General features: G+C 58.1%; 20 protein-coding genes. 11 read left to right on the forward strand and 9 right to left on the reverse strand.

The features are described from left to right. Nucleotides 1-78 precede the first annotated feature (78 nt). Nucleotides 79-645 (forward strand): nitroreductase family protein, encoded by a 567-nt coding sequence (locus tag ACA075_RS07715; protein WP_497297982.1) that lies wholly within the window; start codon nucleotides 79-81, stop codon nucleotides 643-645. 107 nt (nucleotides 646-752) lie between these two features. Here ACA075_RS07715 and ACA075_RS07720 read toward each other — a convergent pair whose 3' ends face one another. The 6 genes from ACA075_RS07720 to ACA075_RS07745 form a co-directional block, all read right to left on the reverse strand. After that, on the reverse strand, nucleotides 753-2,093 hold the full coding sequence (locus ACA075_RS07720) for a sensor histidine kinase (protein WP_497297983.1): 1,341 nt from the start codon (nucleotides 2,091-2,093) through the stop codon (nucleotides 753-755). A gap of 202 nt (nucleotides 2,094-2,295) precedes the next feature. Further along, a complete protein-coding gene (locus ACA075_RS07725; RefSeq protein WP_497297984.1) occupies nucleotides 2,296-2,745 on the reverse strand; it encodes a Spy/CpxP family protein refolding chaperone in 450 nt (149 codons plus the stop codon). Between the two features lie 318 nt (nucleotides 2,746-3,063). Further along, nucleotides 3,064-3,741: a response regulator transcription factor gene (locus tag ACA075_RS07730; protein ID WP_010461945.1), complete on the reverse strand. Its 678-nt coding sequence runs from the start codon at nucleotides 3,739-3,741 to the stop codon at nucleotides 3,064-3,066. A 7-nt stretch (nucleotides 3,742-3,748) separates the two neighbouring features. Beyond that, nucleotides 3,749-4,162: an SH3 domain-containing protein gene (locus tag ACA075_RS07735; protein ID WP_497297985.1), complete on the reverse strand. Its 414-nt coding sequence runs from the start codon at nucleotides 4,160-4,162 to the stop codon at nucleotides 3,749-3,751. Between the two features lie 109 nt (nucleotides 4,163-4,271). Further along, entirely contained in the window at nucleotides 4,272-4,571 is a 300-nt protein-coding gene (locus ACA075_RS07740) for a YciI family protein (RefSeq protein ID WP_008156126.1), read from the reverse strand. A gap of 1 nt (nucleotide 4,572) precedes the next feature. Further along, on the reverse strand, nucleotides 4,573-5,169 hold the full coding sequence (locus tag ACA075_RS07745; protein ID WP_219095129.1) for a septation protein A: 597 nt from the start codon (nucleotides 5,167-5,169) through the stop codon (nucleotides 4,573-4,575). Nucleotides 5,170-5,256: 87 nt separating this feature from the next. Here ACA075_RS07745 and ACA075_RS07750 point away from each other — a divergent pair, with 87 nt between their 5' ends. The 8 genes from ACA075_RS07750 (at nucleotide 5,257) to ACA075_RS07785 (ending at nucleotide 12,930) form a co-directional block, all read left to right on the forward strand. Next, nucleotides 5,257-6,120: a PHP domain-containing protein gene (locus ACA075_RS07750; RefSeq protein ID WP_497297986.1), complete on the forward strand. Its 864-nt coding sequence runs from the start codon at nucleotides 5,257-5,259 to the stop codon at nucleotides 6,118-6,120. 13 nt (nucleotides 6,121-6,133) lie between these two features. Then, the gene (locus tag ACA075_RS07755) at nucleotides 6,134-6,763 is read left to right on the forward strand and encodes an L-threonylcarbamoyladenylate synthase (RefSeq protein WP_219095127.1); all 630 of its coding nucleotides are present in this window, start codon (nucleotides 6,134-6,136) and stop codon (nucleotides 6,761-6,763) included. Beyond that, nucleotides 6,764-7,585, forward strand: a complete 822-nt coding sequence (locus ACA075_RS07760) for a segregation and condensation protein A (RefSeq protein ID WP_497297987.1) — start codon at nucleotides 6,764-6,766, stop codon at nucleotides 7,583-7,585. It begins immediately after the preceding gene. Nucleotides 7,586-7,596: 11 nt separating this feature from the next. Next, a complete protein-coding gene (gene scpB / locus ACA075_RS07765) occupies nucleotides 7,597-8,583 on the forward strand; it encodes an SMC-Scp complex subunit ScpB (protein ID WP_497297988.1) in 987 nt (328 codons plus the stop codon). A 144-nt stretch (nucleotides 8,584-8,727) separates the two neighbouring features. Further along, entirely contained in the window at nucleotides 8,728-8,919 is a 192-nt protein-coding gene (locus tag ACA075_RS07770; protein WP_497297989.1) for a DUF1289 domain-containing protein, read from the forward strand. A gap of 157 nt (nucleotides 8,920-9,076) precedes the next feature. Further along, nucleotides 9,077-10,375: a 23S rRNA pseudouridine(2605) synthase RluB gene (gene rluB, locus ACA075_RS07775; protein WP_497297990.1), complete on the forward strand. Its 1,299-nt coding sequence runs from the start codon at nucleotides 9,077-9,079 to the stop codon at nucleotides 10,373-10,375. A gap of 857 nt (nucleotides 10,376-11,232) precedes the next feature. After that, the gene (locus tag ACA075_RS07780; RefSeq protein WP_094467956.1) at nucleotides 11,233-12,066 is read left to right on the forward strand and encodes a glycosyltransferase; all 834 of its coding nucleotides are present in this window, start codon (nucleotides 11,233-11,235) and stop codon (nucleotides 12,064-12,066) included. Between the two features lie 60 nt (nucleotides 12,067-12,126). Next, a complete protein-coding gene (locus tag ACA075_RS07785) occupies nucleotides 12,127-12,930 on the forward strand; it encodes a 2OG-Fe(II) oxygenase (protein ID WP_497297992.1) in 804 nt (267 codons plus the stop codon). A gap of 125 nt (nucleotides 12,931-13,055) precedes the next feature. Here ACA075_RS07785 and ACA075_RS07790 read toward each other — a convergent pair whose 3' ends face one another. Both ACA075_RS07790 and ACA075_RS07795 read right to left on the reverse strand, forming a co-directional pair. Then, on the reverse strand, nucleotides 13,056-14,021 hold the full coding sequence (locus ACA075_RS07790; RefSeq protein ID WP_497297993.1) for a M29 family metallopeptidase: 966 nt from the start codon (nucleotides 14,019-14,021) through the stop codon (nucleotides 13,056-13,058). Nucleotides 14,022-14,090: 69 nt separating this feature from the next. Beyond that, a complete protein-coding gene (locus ACA075_RS07795; protein ID WP_010461921.1) occupies nucleotides 14,091-14,228 on the reverse strand; it encodes a hypothetical protein in 138 nt (45 codons plus the stop codon). Nucleotides 14,229-15,159: 931 nt separating this feature from the next. Here ACA075_RS07795 and ACA075_RS07800 point away from each other — a divergent pair. Then, nucleotides 15,160-16,575 carry an amino acid permease gene (locus tag ACA075_RS07800; protein WP_497297995.1) on the forward strand — a complete coding sequence of 472 codons (1,416 nt, stop codon included), beginning with the start codon at nucleotides 15,160-15,162 and terminating at the stop codon, nucleotides 16,573-16,575. A 223-nt stretch (nucleotides 16,576-16,798) separates the two neighbouring features. After that, on the forward strand, nucleotides 16,799-17,212 hold the full coding sequence (arfB, locus tag ACA075_RS07805) for an alternative ribosome rescue aminoacyl-tRNA hydrolase ArfB (RefSeq protein ID WP_201201699.1): 414 nt from the start codon (nucleotides 16,799-16,801) through the stop codon (nucleotides 17,210-17,212). Here the strand turns inward: arfB and ACA075_RS07810 are convergent. Continuing rightward, entirely contained in the window at nucleotides 17,209-18,408 is a 1,200-nt protein-coding gene (locus tag ACA075_RS07810; protein ID WP_497297996.1) for an MFS transporter, read from the reverse strand. The two genes, arfB and ACA075_RS07810, sit on opposite strands and share 4 nt — an antisense overlap. Between the last annotated feature and the right edge of the window lie 90 nt (nucleotides 18,409-18,498).

Consider the following 18,498-nt stretch of genomic DNA (forward strand, 5'->3'; position numbering starts at 1 on the left):
CGGGGCAGGGCATGTAAACCGGCACTGCCACGGCAGTTGAAGCTAGAATAGCCGCACATATTTTTCTGGAGGTGGCCGATGCAGGCTCTCGACGCTTTGCTCAACCGTGTTTCCGTTCCACGACTGCTCGAACCGGCACCTACCGCAGCGCAGCGTGAAGTGCTGTTTTCTGCCGCGATGCGTGCGCCGGACCACGGCCATTTGCAGCCTTGGCGTTTCCTGACAGTCGAAGGTGCGGCGCGCGAGCAAATGGGCGAGTTGCTGGCCGAAGCGGCGAAGCTGCAAGACAGCGAGGTGTCCGAGGCGGCGCTGGACAAAGCGCGTAACGGTCCGTTGCGCGCACCGCTGGTGGTTGTGGTGATCGCGCGATTGCAGGACCACGTCAAATACCCGAAATCCGAACAATTGCTGGCAGCGGGGTGTGCGGCTCACGGAATTCTGCTGGCCGCTTACGCGCAAGGCATTGGCGCGGTTTGGCGCACAGGGGATCTAGCCTATTCGGCGCATGTGGCCAAGGGGCTGGGGTTGGCGGAAGGGGAAGAGGTGATCGCTTTCCTGTACCTGGGCACGCCGCAGAAAGAACCGCGTGTGGCAGAGAAAGTTGACCTGGCCGAGTTCGTCAGCGCCTGGCCGGGAAGTAACTGAAGAAACGATTTCCCTGTGGGAGCGGGCTTGCCCGCGATAGCGTAATGTCAGGCACTGATATGTTGAAGGTGCCACCGCCATCGCGGGCAAGCCCGCTCCCACAGGGATTACGGCTGAACTACCGCTCCCGGCACCAACGGTAATTCCAGGCTGGCAATGAACCCGCCTTGCGGATGATTGGCCAGTACCAGACTCCCGCCATGCCGCTCTGCCGCGCGTCGCGCAATGGCCAATCCCAAACCATGCCCGGCCGCCGTCTGCCCGGGCGCCCGATAGAATGGCTCACCCAACTGAGTCAGATGCTCGGCATCGACACCGGGCCCATGGTCCCTGACGCTGACCACAATCCGCTCGCCCTGGCGCACCGCCTGCATTTCTATCGACTGCCCCACGGGGTTGAAGCGTTGAGCGTTGCGCAGCAGGTTGTCGACGGCGCGCTCGATCATCGTAGGCCAGCCCTTGAGGTTCAGCTGCGGTTCGGCGTTGAGGTGAACAGTCTGCTCAGGTGAACCCAATTGCGCATCCTTTTGCAGTGTATTGAGCAGCGCATTCAGATCCACTTCTTCAGCGCTGGCGTTGTCGGCATCGACCCGCGCCAATACCAGGATTTCGCTGATCAAGGCCTCCAGTCGATCGCATTCACGGGTCAAGCGTGGCGCGAGCTTCTCCCGTTCTTCGGGTGTGGCCCGTTCGGCCAGTGCCAGGGCAATGCGCAGTCGCGCCAGCGGTGAACGCAGTTCATGGGACACATCGCGCAGCAATTGTCGTTGGCTGCCGATCAGACTTTGCAGGCGCGCACCCATGCGGTTGAAGTCGTTGGCCAATACACCAAATTCGTCGCGCCGGTTGGCCAGTTTCACCAGGCTGTTCTGCTGATAGGTGGTTTGCCCAAGGTCATGCACCGCGCCGCGCAAGCGGTTCAGCGGGCGAGTGATGGAAAGGGTCACGAACAGGCTGAAGAGGGTCAGCACCACCAGCGCAATGCCCAGCGCACTCAGCGGCCAGAGCAGGCTTTCGCGGTGCCAGGCGTCCAGTTCCGGGTGCGGGATGCGGTAGATCAGCAGGTAGGTGTCGCCCGTCTTGGCGCTGGTGTATTCGTCGGTCAGACGTCGCCACGGCAGGCGACGATCATCGTTGTTCTGTCGTGCTTCGAAAGCGGCCGCACGCCGGGGGAAGGTGCCGCGCACCACCGGATCCCCACTTTCGTTGAGCACCTGAACGTCGATGTGATACTGGCGCTTGCGCTGTTCCAGAATGTCCTGGGCTGCTTCCTCTCCCTGGGCTTCGTAGGTTTGCGTCCACTGTTCGGCCAGGGTGTTGAGGCCCGGGTGGCGGCTGAGAATCCACGCGTCCTGGTTGAGCATATGCCCCAGCAGAATGGAAAGCCCTGCAACCAGAGCGATGGCCAGCCAGAAGCTGGCCAGGATACGCCAGAACAATGAGCGCACAGAAAATCCTCAAACAATCACAAATCCCATGGGGGAGCGGGCCGACCTGTAGGAACGAGGCTTGCCCGCGAAAACGATTTTATGATCAACAGAGGTGTTGAATGTTAAATCGCTTTCGCGGGCAAGTCGGATCGCCGCATCGCTCGCTCCTACAATGGCAAAAGACCCGACGGGGTTAGCCGTCGGGTCCGGGGTCAGCGCATTATTGCGCTTTTTGCGGTTGTTGCGCTTTCCACGCCTTGAACTCGGCCCATTCGGCGCGGCGTTCAGCCTGTTTCTTCTGGATCTCGTCGAATTTCTTCTGTTGATCCGGTTTCAGCAGGCCACGGACATCGGCTTCGGCTTTTTTGTGGTTGGCGGCCATTTCGTCCTTCATGGCTTTCTGGTCGGCTGGCGAGAGTTTCTCCAGGTACTTCTCGACCACTTGCTTACGCTCGTGCATCTGCTCGCCCATGATTTTGCGGATCTGCTCACGCTGTTCGCGGCTCAGGTCCAGCTGGCTGTACGGGCCTTTACCGTGCATGCCGTGCATCTGACCGCCGTGGCGCGGGCCGTCCATCGGGCCACCCATCGGGCCGGCACCTTCAGGCATGGCCATGGCAACGGTCGGCAGGGCGGCAGCGAACATCAGAGCGATAAGAGTCTTGCGCATGGTGAATCTCCTTGTCTCGTTCCCGGTACGTTCCGGATGAGTTCAGATTACGGAGATCAAGGTCAGCGGCGGTCAGCGGAGCGTAAAGCTTGGGTAAAGACGATTTCTCACCGAACTGACAAATCCCTATCCCTGACGAAACATGACCGTCGTAGCAGCTGTCGAGCCCCGGCGAGGCTGCGTTCGGCTGCGAAGCAGTCGTGAAATCAGGCGATGCGGTTTTTCAGGTAAACCTCGTGCTCAGGTTTTACGACTGCTACGCAGCCGAACGCAGCCTCGTCGGGGCTCGACAGCTGCTACGACGGACCGTATTCGGATTCAGAGGCTGTAGTAATAGCCGCGACTGCGCAGGGCAACGATGCGCGGGCGGCCGTCGGGGTGCGGGCCGATTTTTTTGCGCAGGTTGCTGACGTGCATGTCCAGGCTGCGGTCGTACAGGGTCAGCTTGCGGCCGAGGGCGATTTGCGCCAAGTCCTGTTTGTCCAGGGGCTCGCCTGGTTGCTTGAGCAGGGCTTCCAGCAGACGGCTTTCGGAGACGGTGAGGGTGAATTCCTGTTCGTCGATGCTGACCACTCCACGCACCGGGCTGAAGCACAGGTCGCCCAGTTCGAGCTGGCTGGACACCGCCGTCGGATGACTGCGGCGCAGTACGGCGCGCAGACGGGCTGTCAGTTCCCGTGGGTCGCACGGCTTGGCCAGGTAATCGTCGGCGCCGAGTTCCAGGCCGAGGATACGATCCAGTGGTTCGCCACGGGCAGACAGCATCAGCACCGGCAGGTCCGGGTGGTCGCTGCGCAATTGCTTGAGCAGTTCCAGACCGCTGCCGTCCGGCAGCATCACGTCCAGTACCACGGCGGCGGGGGAGGTTTCGGCCAGCGCACGGCGAGCACTCTGGCCGTCGTGACAGGCACGGACCTGAAAGCCTTCCTGGCTCAGCCAACTGCTCAGGAGCTCGCACAGCTCCTGGTCATCATCAATTAATAACAGCTCGCTCATCACTCACTCAATTTAGCCATTGCCGACGTTTTCTGGTGGCACCACTGGCGAAGATACCGCAGAGAAGGGCCAATAGCGCAACTCCACCACCGATTACAAACCATTGCTGCTGATCAGTCAGCAGACGTGGCAGCGGGTTGCTGGCCTGGGTTTCCTTAAGTTGCAGCTTGAGGCGCTGGTTCTCTTGGCGCAACCGGCCCAGCTGAGCGCTTTCACGTTCACTGTCGGTATTTTGCAGTTGTTTGCTCAGTTCTTCTCGTTGCTGCTCACTTGCCTTCAAGCGCTGCTGCAACTCAGTGATCTGGCTCCCGGCGCTCAGCGACAGCGGCGTCGAACTGTGGCCCTCGGCGCTTTCTTCACCGTGGGCAGGCGCCACCATCGACAACGTCACCAACATCAGACACAACGGACCTTTGCGCATCGCCACTCCTGATTCCAATACGAGTATTGGGCAGGTTGTCGGCCGGCAAACGAGAATAATGAGCGTTGAGCGCGCGATGAACCGGCAGGGTTCATCGCGCGGGCGCGATTTACGGCAGGACTTGCTTGAACGGCTTGACCGAAACGTTGGCGTAGACGCCCGCGGCGATGTACGGATCCGCATCGGCCCAGGCCTGGGCGGCGCTCAGGGAATCGAACTCGGCGACGATCAGGCTGCCAGTGAAGCCCGCCGCGCCCGGGTCATTGCTGTCGACCGCCGGGTGCGGACCGGCCAATACGATACGACCTTCGCCCTTGAGCACTTGCAGGCGCTCAAGGTGGGCAGGCCGTGCGGCCAGGCGGGCTTCCAGGGAGTTGGCGACGTCTGTGGCAATGATTGCGTAAAGCATGTCAGTCCTCGGTTTTTGGCGTGGTGGTATCGGCGTCGTGCAAGTGGCGGGACAGGTAAATGCCCTGGGCGACCAGGAACAGCAACGTCATGCCCAGGCTGCCGAAGACTTTGAAGTCGACCCAGTAGCTCTGGAACGTGAACGCGACGAACAGGTTGGCAGCACCGCAAAACAGGAAAAAACCGATCCAGGCGATGTTCAGACGCGTCCAGACCAGGTCTGGCAGGGTCAGTGCGTGGCCCATGATGCGCTTGATCAGCAGTTGATCACCGATGAAGTGGCTGCCAATGAACGCCAGGGCGAACAGCCAGTTGACCACCGGCGCTTTCCACTTCAGGAAGGTTTCGCTGTGGAACGCCAGGGTCAGGCTTCCGAAGACCAGGCAGGCGATGAGGGTCAGCCATTGGCTCTTTTCCAGCTTGCGCTGCTTGATGAACAGCGCACCGTAAACCACCAGGGAGCTGATGATCAGCATCGCGGTGGCGCTGTAAATACCGCCTACAGTCAATTGATGACCGCCGATGTCGACGACCCGTGGATCAATTTTGAAAACGATGAAAAACAGCAGGAGCGGGATGAAATCGATGAATTGTTTCACAGTGGCAGCCAGAAGCAGGATGTGGCGGCATAATAACAAACATATGGGCGCGCGATAGCGCCAGCTGATTTGAGGTAACACATCCCCGTGAATGTCGACTTGCACTGCCATAGCACCGCCTCTGATGGCGCTCTCGCGCCTGCTGTCCTGGTGGCGCGTGCGTTCGAAAAAGGCGTGCGAGTCCTGGCCTTGACCGATCACGACACCCTTGAGGGCCTCGATGAGGCCCGTAGTGCGGCGACCGCGCTGGGGATGCAACTGGTCAACGGCGTCGAATTGTCCTGCACCTGGGGCGGCGCGACCATTCATGTGCTCGGCTACGGATTTGATGTCAATGCCGAACCGTTGGTCGAGGCGATCGCCAAATTGCACGACGGCCGCTGGCTGCGGTCCGAAGAAATAAGCCGCAAGCTGGCATTGAAAGGCATGCCCGGCGCGCTGGAAGGTGCCCGGGCCGTCCAGCAGGAACTGGGCGACAGTGGCAATGCGCCGGCCCGCCCGCACTTCGCCGACTGGATGGTGCGTGAAGGTTTCGTCAAGGATCGCGCTGAAGCGTTCCGTAAATGGCTGGGTGCCGGCAAGCTGGGCGACGTCAAGCAGCACTGGCCGACCCTGGAAGACACGGTCGAAACCCTGCGAGCCGCGAAAGCCTGGGTCAGCCTGGCGCATCCGTGGCACTACGATTTCACTCGCAGCAAGCGTCGCCGCCTGATTTCTGACTATATTCAAGCCGGGGGCCACGCCATTGAAGTGGTCAATGGCCATCAGCCCGCCGAGCAAGTGGGCAGCCTGGCGATTCTTGCCCGCGAGTTCGGTCTGCTGGTCAGCGCCGGCAGTGATTTTCATGGCCCTGGAGGCTGGTCCGAGATCGGCGAGTACCGTCCGCTCCCGGAGGATCTGCCACCACTGTGGTGTCGATTCAAACATGACCCAATTATTGCCGCCGTCTGAACAGGTAGAGAATGTGAGTCAATTTTTCCAGATTCATCCGGAAAACCCGCAAGCGCGCCTGATCAAACAGGCTGTCGAGATCATCCGCAACGGCGGGGTGGTGATTTATCCCACAGACTCGTCCTACGCCATTGGTTGCCAGATCGGCGACAAGAACGCCGTGGACCGCGTGCGCCGTTTGCGCGGGCTGGACGACAAACACAACTTCGCACTGATTTGCAGCGACCTGTCGCAACTGGGGGTGTTCGCCAAGATCGACACCGGCACCTTCCGCTTGCTCAAAGCGCACCTGCCGGGGCCTTACACCTTCATTCTCAACGCCACCCGTGAAGTCCCGCGGCTGTTGTTGCACCCGAAAAAACGCACCATCGGTCTGCGGGTACCGAGCCATCCGATTGCCCTGGCGCTGCTGGAAGAACTCGGCGAGCCCTTGATGAGCGTGACCCTGATCATGCCCGGCGACACCGACCCGATGAGCGATCCTTACGAAATGCGCCAATTGCTTGAGCATCAGGTCGACCTGATCATCGATGGCGGTTTCGGCGGGATCAAGGCGTCCACCGTGATTAACCTCGCCGACGGCGAACCGGAAGTGATCCGCGTCGGTTGCGGCGACCCTACGCCGTTCATGGCCGAGGCGTAGATGTCTGCAGTAGAACCCGTTGTCGACAGTCAGGCCGGTGCCCAGCAAGAGCTGCCCTTCGCCATGGTCTATGGCCAAGCGGTCATGGAAATGCCGCTGGACCTTTACATTCCGCCGGATGCGCTCGAGGTGTTTCTCGAAGCCTTTGAAGGCCCCCTCGACCTGCTGCTGTACCTGATCCGCAAACAGAACATCAACATCCTCGACATCCCGGTGGCGGAAATCACGCGCCAGTACATGGGCTATGTCGAGCTGATGCAGTCGGTGCGGCTGGAACTGGCCGCCGAGTATCTGGTGATGGCCGCGATGCTGGCCGAGATCAAGTCGCGGATGCTGTTGCCTCGCGCCGAAACCATCGAAGACGAAGAAGACGACCCGCGCGCCGAACTGATCCGTCGCTTGCAGGAATACGAACGCTTCAAGGCGGCGGCCGAAGGCATCGATGGCCTGACTCGCGTCGGGCGTGACGTGGTGGTGCCCAAGCTGGATGCCCCGGAAGCCCGGGCACGCAAGCTGTTGCCGGATGTGCGTTTGTCTGAGCTGCTGCTGTCCATGGCCGAGGTCCTGCGCCGTGGCGACATGTTCGAAAGTCACCAGGTCAGCCGCGAGGCGTTGTCTACCCGCGAACGCATGAGCGATGTGCTGGAGCGGCTCAAGGGCGGCGGTTTCGTGCCCTTTGTCGAGCTGTTCACTGCTGAGGAAGGACGTCTGGGGGTGGTGGTGACCTTTATGGCGATCCTCGAACTGGTCAAGGAATCTTTGGTCGAGCTGGTGCAGAATGAGCCGTTCGCGGCGATCCACGTGCGAGCCCGAGCCGAATAACGAGTTGAATCATGAACCTGACTGAACCCCGCGAGCTGGCGCCATTGCTTGAAGCCTTTCTGTTGGCCTCGGGAAAACCGCAATCGCTTGAACGCCTGTTCGAACTCTTCGAAGAGGGCGAGCGCCCTGAGCCGCCAGTCTTCAAGAAAGCGCTGACGATTCTGGCCAAGTCCTGCGATGGCCGCGCCTTTGAGTTGAAGGAAGTGGCCTCCGGGTATCGCCTGCAGATCCGCGAAAAGTTCTCACCGTGGGTAGGCCGTTTGTGGGAAGAACGCCCGCAGCGTTATTCCCGCGCCATGCTCGAAACCATCGCCTTGATTGCCTATCGCCAGCCGATCACCCGGGGCGAGATCGAAGACGTGCGGGGCGTGGCGGTCAACAGTCACATCGTCAAGACTCTGCTGGAGCGCGAATGGATCCGCATCGTCGGGTACCGCGACGTGCCTGGCAAACCGGCGATGTTCGCCACCACCAAGGCGTTTCTCGACCACTTCAACCTGAAGAATCTCGACGATTTGCCACCACTGGCTGAGTTGCGTGAGCTGGAGCCTGATCCGGTACTCGATTTCGACGATGCGCCGGTGCCGGCAGGCTTGCAGGACCTGGCCGATGCCAGCGCCGAACCGGAAGAGCCCAAGGAGGAGACCAGTTTCCATACGCTGTTGCTGGAACTGGACAACATGGAGGAGGGGATCAAGACCGACTTCGATGACATCCTGCGCGATAGCGCGGTGACGGATTCCGAAGAGGTGCTGGATCAGCCTGAGCCTGAGATCGAAGTTGAACTTCAGGCCGAGCCCGAAGCCACAGTCGAGGAAGAGCCGGAAGAAGAGCTTGAGGATGACGTGCTTGGCGTCGCCGAAGCGCGCGAGAAACTCCTGGCTGCTGTTGCCGCTCTAGAACAGCACAGACATGAGCCCGAATTAAGCGACGAAGAAGCAGAAGCGCGCGCCCTGGCCGAAGCAATCGAAGCCGAACGCCGCGAATTCGACGACTGACCCCAACCCTGAGAACAAATGAGATCCCTGTGGGAGCGGGCTCGCCCGTGATGAGGATGTGTCAGTCGACATCATTGTTGTCTGATCCACCGCAATCGCGGGCAAGCTCGCTCCCACAGGGGAATGTGCGGTCTGGAGTGATTGATGAGTTCTACCAAAGACCCGTGCATCAGCGTCTGCAAATTCGCCGACGACATCTGCCTCGGCTGCGGCCGCAGCAAGCGCGAGATCAAGGCCTGGAAGAAGCTCGACAAGGCTGACAAGCGCACGGTGCTCGCGGAGTCGGCGCTCAGGCTGATCAAACTTGGCGCCACCGGTCGGCGGAAAGGCAAGTAAGTCTCCATTCATCAGCTAGTCTTTGATGCGCGAACGCTTCCATGAGCGTATGATTCGCGACCCTTTGGCGATCCCTTTGCCAAAGTACCCAGTTTTACATCGCTTCAGGACGCTCAATTCAGGGCCGCCTGAACAGACCACACCGGGAGGTGCCCAGATGAGTATCAACGACCAGAAAGACGACCAGGAAATCGGCCCAGCAGGCGAAAAACTGCAGAAAGTCCTCGCCCGTATCGGCGTCGGCTCGCGCCGTGACGTAGAAGCCTGGATCAGCCACGGCCGCATCAAGGTCAATGGCAAAGACGCCACCCTTGGGCAGCGCGTCGACATGCACGACGCCATCACCATTGATGGCAAGGTGATCAAGCGCGAAGAGGCCGCCGAGTCGGTCCGCCGCGTGATCATGTACAACAAGCCTGACGGCGAAATCTGCACCCGCCTTGATCCGGAAGGCCGTCCGACCGTTTTCGACAAGATGCCGCGCCCGAAAGAAGGTCGCTGGATCAACATCGGTCGTCTGGACATCAACACTACCGGCCTGCTGATGTTCACCACCGACGGTGAGTTGGCCAACCGCCTGATGCACCCGTCCTACGAAATGGACCGTGAATATGCGGTACGTGTGCGTGGCGAAGTCGATGACGAGATGATCGAGCGTCTGAAAGCAGGCGTCGTCCTAGAAGACGGCCCGGCAAAGTTCACCGACATCAAGCAAGCGCCAGGTGGCGAAGGTTTCAACCACTGGTACCACTGCGTGGTGATGGAAGGTCGCAACCGCGAAGTTCGTCGTCTGTGGGAATCCCAGGGCTTGGTGGTCAGCCGGCTGAAGCGCGTGCGTTTCGGTCCGGTGTTCCTCAACTCCGACCTGCCGATGGGCCGCTGGCGCGAAATGAGCCAGTACGAAGTCGACATTCTGAGTGCTGAAGTCGGCCTGACCCCAGTGGCCATGCCGCAGATGAACGCCAAGAGCAAAGACAAGCTCGACCGCATGCAGCGTAAATCGTCGCGTCCAATGGGCAAAACCGAGCGCGTGCGTTCGTTGCGTCCAGCCATCGGTAACCAGACCGCTGCTACGCCACGTGATACTCGTGAACCGCACATCGAAGGCGAGCGTCCAGCCCGCAAACCAGCAGCACCTCGTGCTGACGGCGAGCGCGGTCCACGCACGCCACGTCCGGCCAATGGTCGCACCGAGCGTGGCGAAGGCCGTGGTGCGCCAAGCGGTGGTCGCGGTGATCGCGGTGCTCCAGCCGGTCGTGGCGAGTCTCGTGGTGAGTCGGGTCGCGGTACGCCAGTGGCAGACCGTCCTTCCGACACCAAGCGTCCGGCCAAGGCGCCGGCGAAAAAGCGCCCAGGCATAGTTCTGGTCGACAAGGATGCGCCATCGGGCAAACGCCGTGGTGCGCCGGCCGGTTCGGGCCAGCGTCCGGGCTTTGGTCGTCGCAAGCCTGAGTAATCGGTAAGCGCCGCATAAAAAACGCAAACCCTCGGTTCTTTGCCGAACAATCGGTTATATAAGAACTACCAATAGCCCTCGCTCAGAGGGCTATTTTGTATTCAACATTTGTTGTATTTGACAGCTCTAGATCTACTACCTATACCGAACGGACGATTAGGCGAGGATTGCTTGATGCCCGTAGTGAATGCATACGCAAAGGTCGTAGTCGATGATTCAAGGTTTCGGAGTGAAATTCCCAGTCCTCTTGACCGAGATAGGGGGTGTCCTGCCCCAGCTGAACTATCTGCAGAACAAGCAAACCGAGCGCAGGCTTGCCAGGCAACACAATGTCGTCATCTCCTTGCGCCCCCGATATGCTTTTTTTAGGAAAAACCGGAGAGGCGACATCCTAACACCGGGGGTAACCTAGGATCCATTCAGTGATGTGGTCATCCCTACAAACTAACTCGCGTGCGCCCTCGAGTGCCGGATTGGTGCGACTACGCGACGTGTGACCTTCCTGATTGGGAACGCTCTGTAGGTGTCTGGATGCCGTATGACGAAACGAGTGTGCTGAATGCCTTACCGATACCCAGCTCATCACTACTCAAGAACCTTTGACTAATGAGTCTTTTGATGTAACGAATTATTTCAGCGAGGTTTACCTATAGACTAGCCCCTTATACGATGCAAACCGCATTTACTACTCTCCATTAGGTCTGAGTCAACGATGATTAGACACTGACTGTTAACGGTGTAACAAAACGATGATTTCTGGCCACGCAAAGTTTGCGCGTGAAAAAATAAACAGCAGCTGGATACAGGCGCGATTATTTTTAGCATCTATTTCCAAGCTATTATTGAGTGTGTGAACAATGGGTGGCACTGATTTTCTGGCTGAAAAAACTAAAGTTTTCAGTATTGTTGTAGTTAACTACAAGACACCCGAAATAACCAAAATATGCTTAGATCTACTGCATCAGCATGTGGGCAACAGCGGCGTCCCGATATGGGTGGTTGACAACTATTCCGCCGATGAAAGCACAGAGTATTTGCGTACACTTGACTGGATCAACCTGATCGAGCGAACCACTCCCGAACCAGAACAGGGCCATATCGCGCATGGTAAAGCACTCGACATGGCGTTGGAACGTATTGATACCGACTACGTATTTCTGCTGCACACCGATACGTTTATTTTTGATAAAAATGTGTTTTCGATGATGCTGAACAAATGCATGAAGAACCCGAAGGTCATAGCCGTTGGTTGTGTAGAACAATTAAACCGCGGCATCACTAGAACCCTCTGGCGCTTTAGTTCACGACTATTCAAACACCACTTCAGACGTACGAAACTTTCCCTTGGGCTACGCTCCAGAGAGCCAAAGCCGTACAGGGAAGTTTACCTGAAGAGCTTCTGTACGTTATGGAACTGCAAACTGATCAAACAGCACGACATGCATTTTTTGATGGATGATCGTGTGCCTGGCTATACCCTCCAAGACCGCATGACCGAGCTTGGTTATGTTGTTGAACTTTTGTCGCCGCGTAAGATATTCAGTTATCTCGATCACATTCAGTCCGGCACTGTAGCTGCAGCTGGAGGCTATGAAACGACTCATAGACGCACCAAGATGTACAACAACGTCCTGGAGCGTCTGAGCAAGGACGATAGCAAAGGTCAAACGTCGCAGGCACGAAACAAGTAGTGTGGGCAACACTACCAAAAGTCATCCATAGGTCTTTATGTTCAGGTTATTGGAGCGGTAATGACACCCATCACTAAAACACTACCCATCACCCTCTCCCCGGAGCTTGATTTCGACCAGAACGCCGCCAGCACTTTTGGTCACTCACTAGCCAGTTGCTATGTCCAGGCCACGCCATTTCCACACATCGTCATTGATGATTTTTTACCGGAAGACCTGATTGCGAGTATCTGCGCGCACTTCCCAGTCGAGCCAACCAACAACGAAATGCTCTACGAGCGTGGCTATAAAGGTCAGCACAAACGGCAAATCAGCCCCAACGAATGCGATCCCTATCTGAAGACGGTGTTCAATGCCTTTAACTCGGCACCCATGTTGCAGTTTCTTGAAAAGCTGACGGGCATCGAAGGTTTGATACCCGACCCATACTTTACCGGTGGCGGGCTGCATGAAACAAAAAAGGGTGGTTTCCTGGGTGTGCACTCGGACTTCAGACTTAACAAAAAGCTTAATATTGAACGCAGACTGAATGCCATTATTTATCTTAACGAAGACTGGCAAGAGGAATACGGCGGCAACCTGGAGCTTTGGGATGTCAACATGAAGACTTGTCTTAAAAAAGTCCTGCCGATTTATAACCGCTGCGTCATTTTCAACACAGACAAAGACAGCAACCATGGGCACCCAGAGCCTCTAACGACTCCGCAGCACATCACGCGCAGGTCTGTAGCGCTTTATTACTACACCGCAGCAACCGTGGCGGCCGATCCCGCACAAAGAAACAAAACCCATTACAAGCCAAGGCCCAAAGATCGTTTAAGCCTCAAGTACTATATGAGCAAGCTGATCAAGAAGAAAAACTAAACGCCAGGATGGGGTGTTTTTGCCGACCCCTTCGCGGGCAAGCCCGCTCCCACAGGTACGGCGGCGTCCCTGTGGGAGCGGACTGGCTCACATAGACATCAGTCGCATCACCACGAAAATGGTTGCTAAAACACAAACCGCCCATCAAACACCGGCTCATCATCCAGTGCCAATACGCCACTGGAGAAGATCAGGTCCAGATGATGGCTGCCCTTGGCCCCCCCACCCAACCCCAGATGCAGCCCGCAATGGCGCTCTTCGAACCCGGCATTTCTGGCATACAGTGCCTTCACACCTTCATTGGTGCCGATCCCCAACTCCTCAATGCGCCGGTTCGACGGATTAGCCTCCAGGTACTTGTTGAAATCATGTTCCAGCCCCGGCACATCCGTGGCGATCTTGTGGATGGTCGAGTTCTCGATCCATAACTCCAGAGGCGAACCCAGCACCCCGTACTTGCGGGCAAACGGAATCGTACTGAGGAACGTCCCCATGAACTTCACCCGGCCGTTGATTGCTTCGCTGTGCGTGGCAATTTCACCGGGGGCCAAATCAAAGTTGCCGATGCCGTTGATGTCGGTCCACTTCTTGATGCTGTTCAGCGGTGTTTCAAACCACGAGCCATGATCATCTTTGAAACTCAGCGTTGTCGCGTGAGACATGCGCTGGATCAAGTGGCTGTTCAACCCCGCTATGCGCTGTGGAGTGACGCTGAAAGTGTCGTAGAAGTAATCGCCGTAATCCTTGAACAGCAGCGACTTCTTCCAGTTCTCGGCCATCACACCTTGCAGCGCACGGACAAACTCCGGGCCGTCGGGGCGAGGATTGGGCAGGGTGGAAGAGTCGTAGAAGAAAATGTACAGATCGCTGTCGGCAATCGCCTGGGCCAGCTTTTCTGTCGGCTCAATGTCCAGGCGCATGGCGTTGAAACGGAAGGGCTGGCTATCACCGGCCTGTTCGGCGATGGCGCCGGTCAGTGCCTCGTAATCAGCGGTGTGGCCGAGCAAGACCTTTGCCGGGTTGATGCCGGCAACGGCAGGGTGGTGTTCGAGGTAGTAAAGGAAATGCGAAATGGCGCGTTGCTTATCCATGTAGTCCTCCCTGACAAACCGAGAAAAAGTGGCAGGCACAACCGGCCGGATCGTGCCTGCCGAGGTGCCTTACAGAGGCCACATCGCCGTGCCGAACGGAACAACCGCATCGGCTTGCATCATTTCAACGGCGGCTTCATGGGTCGGTGCTTCAAACCAATCGTCCAGTTGCAGTTCAGTTTCCAAGTCTTTTTCAAGTGCTTGCATTGTGAATCTCCTAGATGACTTTTTCGGTAAGTGCAGCGGCGTGTTTTTCAGTCATTGAATAACCCGCCAACTTGCCGGTCGATGCGTCTCGGCAAGTCGCTGAAAACCTAGTTCAGAGGTTTTTAAATTGCAAAAAAATAATCAAATTAGATTTAGTTGAACTTTTTATTCTGTTTTTTGGCGAGGCTTTTATCGATAAAAAACAGAAAACTAACTCGACCTTTTCCTTAGGAAGCTTCCTACCGTCAATTTGCAGTCGTCCTACAGATTGATCTGATTTGGAAAATATGCGTTACAGCTTGTAAAGAAAAGCTGACGGAATCGCGCCTCAAAGCGCTTGGATTGACGCATGCGGAAGGGGTGTAAGGAAAACCTGCCGAAAATACCCGGGTCGGCGATCCTGCAAGGCTCTGGCCCGCTTGTTTCAGCGGCGCTGGAAGGGTGAGATGCCCTCCATGCCTGTCGTGCAGGTGCATAACAAGAAGGAGGCGCAATGAACGCCGTGAATCATTTCCACTTCTCCCCAAGGGGCGATTTTTCCGTCGCCCTTATCGAAGACCCGCAAAGGTCTGACCCAGTTTTTGCAGCCGCCCGAGACCCTCGGGGCGGACACAGGCAATCCCGGCAAACGACGCGCTGATCCAGCGGTGTCTGGCAGCAGGGGGTTACAGGTGTACAATGCGCCGCGTTTTAACTGTGACCTCCTGCGCACCTGCGCAAACCTCAAGGCTATCCGCCTTGTTCACTCCGCCGCGCCACAAGCGTGTCGGGTTCGATTTCGTCACAGATAAAAACAAACAGGTGACGCATGACCGTTGTAAAAACGCTGAACTCCTTTTGCCTTCGCTGGGGTTTGATCGGCGCTGCTTGAAATCGCAACCGAGCAGCAACGTCTAACAAACATCATCAAACCTTGCGTGAGACCCTTTTCATGAGTGGACAAAACTCGCATTCAGGCGAGCTGAAACGCGGCCTGAAAAATCGCCATATTCAACTGATCGCCCTCGGTGGCGCGATCGGTACCGGGCTGTTCCTGGGCTCGGCCGGCGTACTGAAATCTGCCGGCCCGTCGATGATCCTCGGCTACGCCATCTGCGGCTTCATTGCGTTCATGATCATGCGCCAGCTCGGCGAAATGATTGTCGAAGAACCGGTGGCCGGTTCCTTCAGCCACTTCGCCCACAAATACTGGGGCGGGTTCGCCGGCTTCCTGTCGGGCTGGAACTGCTGGATCCTGTACATTCTGGTGGGCATGTCGGAGCTGACTGCGGTCGGCAAATACATCCACTACTGGGCGCCACACATTCCGACCTGGGTCTCGGCCGCCGGCTTCTTCGTCCTGATCAACCTGATCAACCTGGCCAACGTCAAAGTCTTTGGCGAGGCCGAGTTCTGGTTCGCGATCATAAAGGTCGTGGCGATTGTCGGCATGATCGCGCTCGGCAGCTACCTGCTGGTCAGCGGCCATGGCGGCCCGCAAGCCTCGGTGACCAACCTGTGGGCCCATGGCGGTTTCTTCCCGAACGGGGTGAGCGGCCTGGTAATGGCCATGGCGATCATCATGTTCTCCTTCGGCGGCCTGGAAATGCTCGGTTTCACCGCAGCAGAAGCCGACAAGCCGAAAACCGTGATCCCGAAAGCCATCAACCAGGTAATCTACCGGATCCTGATTTTCTACATCGGTGCGCTGGTCATTTTGCTGTCGCTGACGCCGTGGGACAGCCTGTTGGCGACCCTGAACGCGTCGGGTGATTCCTACAGCGGCAGCCCGTTCGTGCAAGTGTTCTCGATGCTTGGCAGCGACACCGCCGCGCACATCCTCAACTTCGTGGTCTTGACTGCGGCGCTGTCGGTGTACAACAGCGGCACTTACTGCAACAGCCGCATGCTGCTGGGCATGGCCGAGCAGGGCGATGCGCCGAAAGCCTTGGCGAAAATCGACAAGCGCGGCGTGCCGGTGCGTTCGATCCTCGCTTCGGCGGCGGTGACGTTGATTGCGGTGTTGCTGAACTACCTGATCCCGCAAAACGCGCTGGAACTGCTGATGTCGCTGGTGGTTGCCACCCTCGTGATCAACTGGGCGATGATCAGCTTCTCGCACTTCAAGTTCCGCCAGCACATGAACAAGACCCACCAAACGCCGTTGTTCAAGGCCCTGTGGTACCCGTATGGGAACTACGTCTGCCTGGCGTTCGTGGTGTTCATTCTCGGCGTGATGCTGTTGATCCCGGGCATCCAGATCTCCGTGTATGCGATTCCGGTTTGGGTCGCGTTCATGTGGGTGTGCTACGGCATCAAGAACAAACGTCGTGACCTGCATGCGTTGCAGGCTGCAAACGCGAAGTAAGCGCAGTATGCAGAAACAACAAACCCGGCCAATGTGCCGGGTTTGTTGTTTTGAGGGCTTACACAAATCCCTGTGGGAGCGTGGCTTGCCCGCGATTCAGGCACCGCGGTTCATCAGGCATACCGGGTCATCGTTCTTCGCGGGCAAGCCACGCTCCCACAGGGGCAGCATTCCTTCAGTCTATTCGCGGTATCCTGCGCGTTCTGAATACGGACGGTTTTCCATGCTGGTGATTTCCAACAACGTGCATCTGCCGGATGCCGAGATCGAGTTGACGGCCATTCGCGCGCAAGGCGCCGGGGGGCAGAACGTCAACAAGGTCTCCAGCGCGATGCACCTGCGCTTCGACATTCCGGCCTCGTCCTTGCCTGAGTTCTACAAGGAGCGGCTGCTGGCGCTGCGTGACAGTCGCATTACCAGCGAAGGGGTGCTGATCATCAAGGCCCAGCAATACCGCACGCAGGAAGCCAATCGCGCCGATGCGCTGGAACGGCTGACCGAGTTGATTCTCAGTGCCACCAAAGTCGAGAAGAAACGCCGCCCGACCAAGCCGACCCTCGGTTCGAAGAAGCGTCGGCTGGAATCCAAGACCAAGCGTGGCAGCATCAAGGCCGGGCGCGGAAAAATTGATTTCTAGCGAGCGTCGCGCTCTTCGCGATACTTCGGCGCCTGCCGGTACAAATAAACGCTCAGTGCCAAACCGCTCAATGCGGCAATGGCGGCAAACAGGAAGATCGAAGCAAAGCCAAATCCGGCAGCAATCGCACCAGCCAGCGGTCCAGTGATCCCCAGCGACAAATCGATGAACAGCGAGTAAGCCCCGACCGCAGCACCGCGACTGGAGGCGGGCACCAGGTTGACCGCTTCCACGCCCAGCGCCGGGAACACCAGCGAGAAGCCGAAACCGCTCAATGCCGCACCGGCCAGTGCCCAATGAGCATCCGGCGCCAGCCACAGCAGCAACAGCCCCAGGGTTTCCACCGACAGGCAGGCAATCGCCACGCGAAAGCCGCCGAGGCGGTTGATCAGGTTGCCGAACAGCAGTCGCGCGCCGATGAAGCTGGCGCCGAACAGGCTCAGGCACAGCACCGCGTTGTCCCAGTGTTGCGTGGCGTAATACAGCGTGATGAAGGTGGCGATGGTGCCGAATCCGATCGAGCCCAGGGCCAGGCCGCAACCATGGGGCAGCACCCGTCCCAATACATGCATGAACGGCAGCCGTTCACCGACCACAATCGGTGCGGCGGTTTTTGGCCAGGCCAGTGCCAGGCCGAGGACGGCCAGCAGCACGATGCTCACGCCCATGCTCCACAAACCCAATTGACTGACCAGCAACACGCCCAGCGGCGCGCCGACTGCCAGTGCGCCGTAACTCGCTATGCCGTTCCAGGAGATGACTTTGGCGGTGTTCGCCGCACCGACCCGGCCGATGCCCCAACCAATCGAGCCCGAACCCACCAGGCTTTCCGCGCTACCCAGCACCAGACGGCCGATCAGCAAGCTGATCAGGCTCAGCATCGGCAGGCTCTGGGTCCAGGCTGAAATCAGCATGAACACGCCGCTCAAACCGCAACCGGCGAGACCGTACATCACCGCGAGTTTGCTGCCCTTGTTGTCGATGATTTTCCCGGCATAAGGGCGACTCAGCAGGGTGGCCAGGTATTGCACGCTGATCACCAGCCCGGCGATCACGGCGCCGAAGCCGAGTTCGCTGTGGACGTAGCCGGGTAATACGGCGAGGGGGATGCCGATGTTCAGGTAGCCGATGAAGGTAAAGAGAACGATGGAAACGACTTGCAGCGTGACCGCCAGGGGGCGCTGGTTTTCAGACATGGGTAAAGGTCCACGGGAAAGCAGGATAGATAGGCTGCTTATGATAGCGGCGCGAGCGGCCGTGGGGCGTGGAAAAGTAAAACTATTTGC

Source organism: Pseudomonas sp. LBUM1663, from assembly GCF_059695905.1.